Raw genomic sequence first — 6,010 nt, 5'->3', positions numbered from 1 at the left:
CTGGCCGAACGCATCCGTGCTGCCGGGGCCGGTATCGGTGGCTTCTTCACTCCCACCGGGTATGGCACGACGCTGGCCGAGGGCAAGGAAACCCGGTTCCTCGACGGGAAGTGGCAGGTGTTTGAGACGCCGATCCACGCCGACGTCGCCCTCATCAAGGCGTTGAAGGCTGACGGTAAGGGCAACCTCGTGTACCGCAAGACCGCCCGGAACTTCGGGCCCATTATGGCCGCCGCGGCGAAGCACACCATTGTGCAGGTCTCAGAGATCGTGCCCACGGGTTCGTTGGACCCGGAGAACGTGGTGACGCCGGGGATTTACGTGAATTCGGTGGTCCGGGTTGGCACTGTTTCTGAAGCAACTGCTAATTCTTCGAACGGAAAGGTGGCCTGAGCATGGGCACGCAGACAAGCATCCAGACTTCCGAGAAGCCGCTCGGCCGCGATGAGCTGGCCCAGTTGGTGGCCCGCGATATCGCCCCGGGTTCTTTCGTGAACCTGGGGATCGGGCAGCCGACGCTGGTGTCGAACTACCTCACCGAGGACCAGAACATCACCCTCCACACGGAAAACGGGATGCTCGGCATGGGACCTGTCGCCGAGGGGGATGCTGTTGATGGTGACCTGATCAACGCCGGTAAGATCCCCGTCACGGAGCTTCCCGGAGCGTCCTACTTCCACCATGCCGACTCGTTCGCGATCATGCGCGGCGGGCACCTGGACATCTGCGTCCTCGGTGCCTTCCAGGTCTCCGCGACCGGTGACCTCGCGAACTGGCACACCGGCGCACCGGACGCGATTCCCGCCGTCGGAGGTGCCATGGACCTGGCCACCGGCGCGAAGGACGTGTTCGTGATGATGACCCTGCTGACCCGTGACGGCGCCTCGAAGCTGGTGGAACACTGCACGTACCCGCTGACCGGCGTCGGCTGCGTCACCCGCGTGTACACCGACAAAGCCGTGTTCCTCACCGGACCGGAAGGTGTCACCGTCCGCGAAACCTTTGGCTGCACCTTCGAGGAAATCCAGGAACTCGTCCCGCTGCCGCTCAGCCAGGCGTAGCCCCTTTTCAGTTCACCACCCACCGATCGCTCGACAGAGGAGCCAATTTTGTCGCAGAAACTCTTCGAACCACTGAAGCTCCGCGGCGTTGAATTCCGCAACCGGATCTGGGTGCCGCCCATGTGCCAGTACGCCGTAGCGAAGCATGACGGCGTCGCCACCGACTGGCACGCGGCGCACTTGGGGGCCATGGCTCTTGGCGGGGCTGGCGCAGTGATCGTGGAAGCCACGGGTGTCGTGCCTGAAGGACGGATCTCCCCGCGCGACCTCGGTCTATGGAATGACGAGCAGAAGGAGGCCCTCGCCTCCATCGTTCGTTTCATCAAGTCCCAAGGTGCCGTGGCCGGTATCCAACTCGCACATGCCGGACGGAAGGCAAGTGCGTGGCCCGAGTGGGGCGCAGAGAAATCAGACGGTAGCCTGCCACTGGAATCCGGTGGTTGGGAAACTGTCGCCCCCTCCGCCATCCCCTTCGAGGGAATGGCGACGCCAAGGGAGCTTGACCAGAAAGGGATCGACGAAGCGCTAGCGGCATTTGTCGCTGCAGCGGGTCGAGCCGTCGAGGCAGGCTTCGAACTCATCGAGATCCACGGTGCGCACGGCTATCTCTTGCACGAGTTCCTCTCACCTCTAAGTAATCACCGGACAGATGCATACGGCGGCTCACTCCAAAACCGCTCCCGTCTCCTTAGAGACATTGTCGATGCTGTCCGCCAAGAAATTGGTGAAGAAATCGCCCTGGTCGTGCGCCTCTCGGCAACTGACTGGGCAGACGGCGGCATTACAGTAGACGAGACGGTGCAGCTCGCCCAATGGTTACGTGGGCAGGGAGTCGACTTGATCGATGTGTCCAGCGGAGGAAACGTACTGGCGCCGATCCCGGCAGGGCCGGGCTATCAGGTACCGCTCGCGACGGCCGTAAGAGAGCAGGCCGGCATCCCTACGGCAGCAGTTGGGCTGATCACTGACCCAGTTCAGGCAGAGCAAGTCCTCGTCACTGGTCAAGCCGATGTAGTGCTCATCGGCCGCGAAATGATGCGCAACCCACTCTTCCCCGTTCACGCTGCACGCGCAGTTCGGTACAGCGACGCCCCGATTCCGCGACCGTATCACCGAGCCTTCATTCACTAAGGCCTGCCGCGTGGTTATCCATACTCCAACGAGGTGAAGCGGCAGTGCTTTCAGAGCCACGGCAGCACGACACAGCCGACGGCCAGCCATCGCAAAAAGGGATGCTTTGATGGGATGAGTGGAGGGCCTGCTCCCGGTGGTATGCGTTCTGCGCGCCAACTGCCCCAGGAGAACTCACTTGGCAATTCTTAGTAAAGGGGACTTGAATCGTGTTGAGACCGAAAAAGCACCAGGCTCCACTAACCCCTTACTGCCCCTGAGAACATCGCGTTGTCCGTGAGGTTGCAGATCGGTGTTTTGTTTTGTTGGGGAGCGGCCGACGACCATTCAGACCGCCATATAAGCCGTTTCAAACGAGTTGTACACGCGTCTGGGATTGCTGAGGCAAAGCTGATGGTGCCGCCGGCCCAAAGTTGCGGCGTGTTGCCCAACCTGCTCCTCGACATGTCCTCAAGAACGTGAAAGTACTCCGTGCGCTGTGCGAGACGTCGTGTTCGCGCTGACTAGGCGGGACGCGAAGCTCATCGTTTCAAACAACGCATCCGGCTGCGGGTGCTTAGTGCGGTAGGAGCACCCGCCGTTGGGCTCTACGCTTGAGTGCCAATCGAGCGACGCCATTTGCAACAGCTCGCTCGCTAGTCCTACCTGCAGGACTAGCGAGCGAGTCATATTCGGGCTAGAAGGCTCGGAGAATATCTTCCACGCGTTGCTTGGCATCGCCGAAGAGCATCTGGGAGTTTTCCCGGTAGAACAGCGGATTCTGCACGCCGGCGTAACCGGATGCCATGGAGCGCTTGAACACCACGACATTCTCCGCCTCCCATACTTTGAGGACTGGCATGCCCGCGATGGGGCTGCCGGGGTCTTCGGCGGCGGCGGGGTTGACCGTGTCGTTTGCTCCGATGACCAGGACCACGGAGGTATCACCAAGATCGTCGTTGATTTCGTCCATCTCGAGGACGATATCGTACGGGACTTTGGCTTCGGCAAGGAGCACGTTCATGTGCCCGGGCAGGCGACCGGCGACGGGGTGGATTCCGAATCTGACGTTCACCCCGCGTTCCCGCAGCTTGTGGGCAAGCTCGGCGACCGGGTACTGGGCCTGCGCGACTGCCATGCCGTACCCAGGAGTGATGACAACCGTGGAGGCACTTACGAGGAGTTCAGCCGTTTCCTGCGCCGTGATTTCCCGGTGCTCCCCGTAATCCGCGTCCTTCTTTGCCGATGCGGTGATGCCGAAGCCGCCGGCGATAACCGAGATGAAAGACCTGTTCATGGCCTTGCACATGATGTAAGAGAGGTAGGCGCCCGAGGAACCGACGAGTGCGCCGGTGATGATGAGGAGGTCGTTGTTGAGCAGGAAGCCTGCGGCGGCTGCGGCCCAACCGGAATAGCTGTTGAGCATGGATACGACGACGGGCATGTCGCCGCCGCCGATGGAGGCCACCAGATGCCATCCAAGCCCGAGGGCCAACAGGGTGACGACGATGAGCAGCCACAGCTGGGTGTCGTTGACGTACCAGACGGTGAGGACGACGAAGCCGACCAGCGCGCCCAAGTTGATGGCGTTTTTTCCCGGCAGGGTCAGCGGTGCCGACTTCATTCTGGCGGACAGCTTGAGGAAGGCCACAATCGATCCGGTGAAGGTGACGGCTCCGATAAAGACTCCGATGAAGACTTCGGCGTGGTGGATGGCCAGGAGGTCTTCGTGCAGGTGTGGTTCTTCCAGGTGGCCGTTCCAGCCGACCAGTACGGCTGCCAAGCCGACGAAGCTGTGCAGCAGCGCGATGAGCTCGGGCATGCCGGTCATTTCAACGACGCGGGCGCGCCACAGGCCGATTGCGCCGCCGATCAGTACCGCAACAAGAAGGAAGATCAGACCGGTAAGCATTTGGTCTCCTCCCCAGGTCTTTTGCAGCGTAAGCCAGATGGTGGCGGCCAAGGCGACGATCATGCCGGAGATACCGTAGATCACGCCCCCGCGTGCCCTCTCATGCTGGCTAAGACCTGCGAGGCTTAGGATGAACAGCAGGCCGGCAACGATGTAGGCCGCTCCAGCAATGGAATCGGCAGTCAACGGACCGGAGGCGGTATCAAACACGGGTGAACTCCTCATTGATGCTCAGGGGGCTTTGCAACTGATGTTCAGGCACGGGCTTTGTCTCCGCGGGAGAACATAGCGAGCATGCGACGGGTGACGGCGAAGCCGCCGAAGATGTTGATGCTGGCCAGCAGGATCGCGACGGCGGCGCCGATCTGCATGATGATGTTGTCCGACGTGACCTGGAGCAGGGCGCCGACGACGATAATTCCCGAAATGGCGTTGGTGACGGACATCAGCGGCGTGTGCAAGGCGTGATGCACTTTCCCGATGACGTAGAAACCCACCACGACCGATAGCACCAGTACTGTGAAGTGCTGCGGCAGGGGAGCAGGCGCGACCGCGCTGATGCCGAAGAGAGCCGCGATGCCGGCTGCAACGAGACCTGCCTTGGCGACAGGGCTGATTGTCTTCTTGCTGGCAGCCAGGACGCCGGAGTCGTCAACGATTTGCGTGCTCTCGGCTTTTACTGGTGCTGCTGAGACTTGGACGGCGGGCGGCGGCCAGGTCTTCGCCCCGTCCCGCACAACGGTCACCGACCGCTGGACTACGTCATCGAAATCGATCTTCAGCTGGCCGTCCTTCCCCGGGGTCAGCAGCTTGAGCAGGTTCAGCAGATTGGTCCCGTACAACTGTGACGCCTGGGCGGGCAGCCGCCCTGGTAGGTCTGTGTATCCGAGGATCACGACACCGTTGTCCGTTACCACGCGTTCCCCGGCAATAGAACCCTCCACGTTTCCGCCCTGGCCAGCGGCCATGTCGACGATCACGCTGCCGGGTTTCATGCTCTCGACGTCCTCTGCCGTGATCAACCTCGGGGCCGGCCGGCCGGGGATGAGGGCGGTGGTGATGATGATGTCGACGTCACGCGTCTGCTCGGAGTAAATCTCGGCTGCTCGCTGGTTGTAGGCCTCGCTGGTGGCTTTGGCATAGCCGTCGGAGGACTTCATTGCCTCGTCGACTTCGACTTTCAGGTACTCCCCGCCGATCGACTTGACTTGGTCCGCGACTTCCGGTCGCGGGTCGGTCGCACGCACGATGGCACCCAGACTGCTGGCGGCACCGATGGCTGCCAAGCCTGCAACACCCGCTCCGGCGACAAGGATCTTCGCCGGTGGCACCTTGCCTGCGGCAGTCACCTGCCCGGTGAAGAACCTGCCGAACTCATGCGCAGCCTCGATGACTGCCCGATATCCCGCAATGTTGGCCATGGAACTCAGCACGTCCATCGACTGCGCCCGGGAAATCCGTGGCACTGCGTCCAGGGCAAGTGCAGTGATGGGCCGCGCGGCCAAGGCTTCGACGAGTTCCGGTCGCAAGCCCGGGCTTAGGGAACCGATCAGCGTCGCGCCCTCGGCCAGTCGGCCGATCTCCTCCTCACTGGGCGGATTAACCCGCAGGACGACTTCGCTGCCCCAGGCCTCATCAGCACCCGCAATAAGTGCACCTGCTTCGACATAGGCATGGTCAGGGAAAGAGGAGGACTCCCCGGCACCCTTTTCGACCACGACGTCGTAACCTAGCGCCGTCAGCTGCCCCACTGTGGTGGGCGTGGCTGCGACCCTCGTTTCCTGTCCTAACTCCGCCACTATTCCTATACGTGTCACGATTGCTCTCTTCTGTGTTGTTAAACGTGTCCAAGCCAAACTGTGTTTGGGACCGCCGATAGTTGCTCGAGACTCCCTGGCGAACATGATCAAATGACGCAGCGGGACGC

General features: G+C 61.7%; 5 protein-coding genes. 3 read left to right on the top strand and 2 right to left on the bottom strand.

The genetic code is table 11. From position 1 onward, the window contains the following. From ACFVSI_RS19155 to ACFVSI_RS19145, 3 genes are all read left to right on the top strand, one after another. Positions 1 to 393: 3-oxoacid CoA-transferase subunit A (locus ACFVSI_RS19155; RefSeq protein WP_387827176.1), on the top strand; the 393-nt coding region annotated here is incomplete at its 5' end. A 2-nt stretch (positions 394 to 395) separates the two neighbouring features. Beyond that, positions 396 to 1,061 (top strand): 3-oxoacid CoA-transferase subunit B, encoded by a 666-nt coding sequence (locus ACFVSI_RS19150; RefSeq protein ID WP_387827174.1) that lies wholly within the window; start codon positions 396 to 398, stop codon positions 1,059 to 1,061. Positions 1,062 to 1,109: 48 nt separating this feature from the next. Beyond that, the gene (locus ACFVSI_RS19145; RefSeq protein WP_387827171.1) at positions 1,110 to 2,192 is read left to right on the top strand and encodes an NADH:flavin oxidoreductase/NADH oxidase; all 1,083 of its coding nucleotides are present in this window, start codon (positions 1,110 to 1,112) and stop codon (positions 2,190 to 2,192) included. Positions 2,193 to 2,868: 676 nt separating this feature from the next. Here ACFVSI_RS19145 and pntB read toward each other — a convergent pair. Both pntB and ACFVSI_RS19135 read right to left on the bottom strand, forming a co-directional pair. Beyond that, positions 2,869 to 4,308, bottom strand: a complete 1,440-nt coding sequence (pntB, locus tag ACFVSI_RS19140) for a Re/Si-specific NAD(P)(+) transhydrogenase subunit beta (protein ID WP_387827168.1) — start codon at positions 4,306 to 4,308, stop codon at positions 2,869 to 2,871. A 29-nt stretch (positions 4,309 to 4,337) separates the two neighbouring features. Beyond that, the gene (locus ACFVSI_RS19135) at positions 4,338 to 5,900 is read right to left on the bottom strand and encodes a Re/Si-specific NAD(P)(+) transhydrogenase subunit alpha (RefSeq protein WP_387827165.1); all 1,563 of its coding nucleotides are present in this window, start codon (positions 5,898 to 5,900) and stop codon (positions 4,338 to 4,340) included. Positions 5,901 to 6,010: the final 110 nt, after the last annotated feature.

Source organism: Paenarthrobacter sp. NPDC057981 (genome assembly GCF_042886835.1).
Taxonomy (GTDB): Bacteria; Actinomycetota; Actinomycetes; order Actinomycetales; family Micrococcaceae; genus Arthrobacter.
This window is presented reverse-complemented; position numbering and strand designations above follow the sequence as displayed.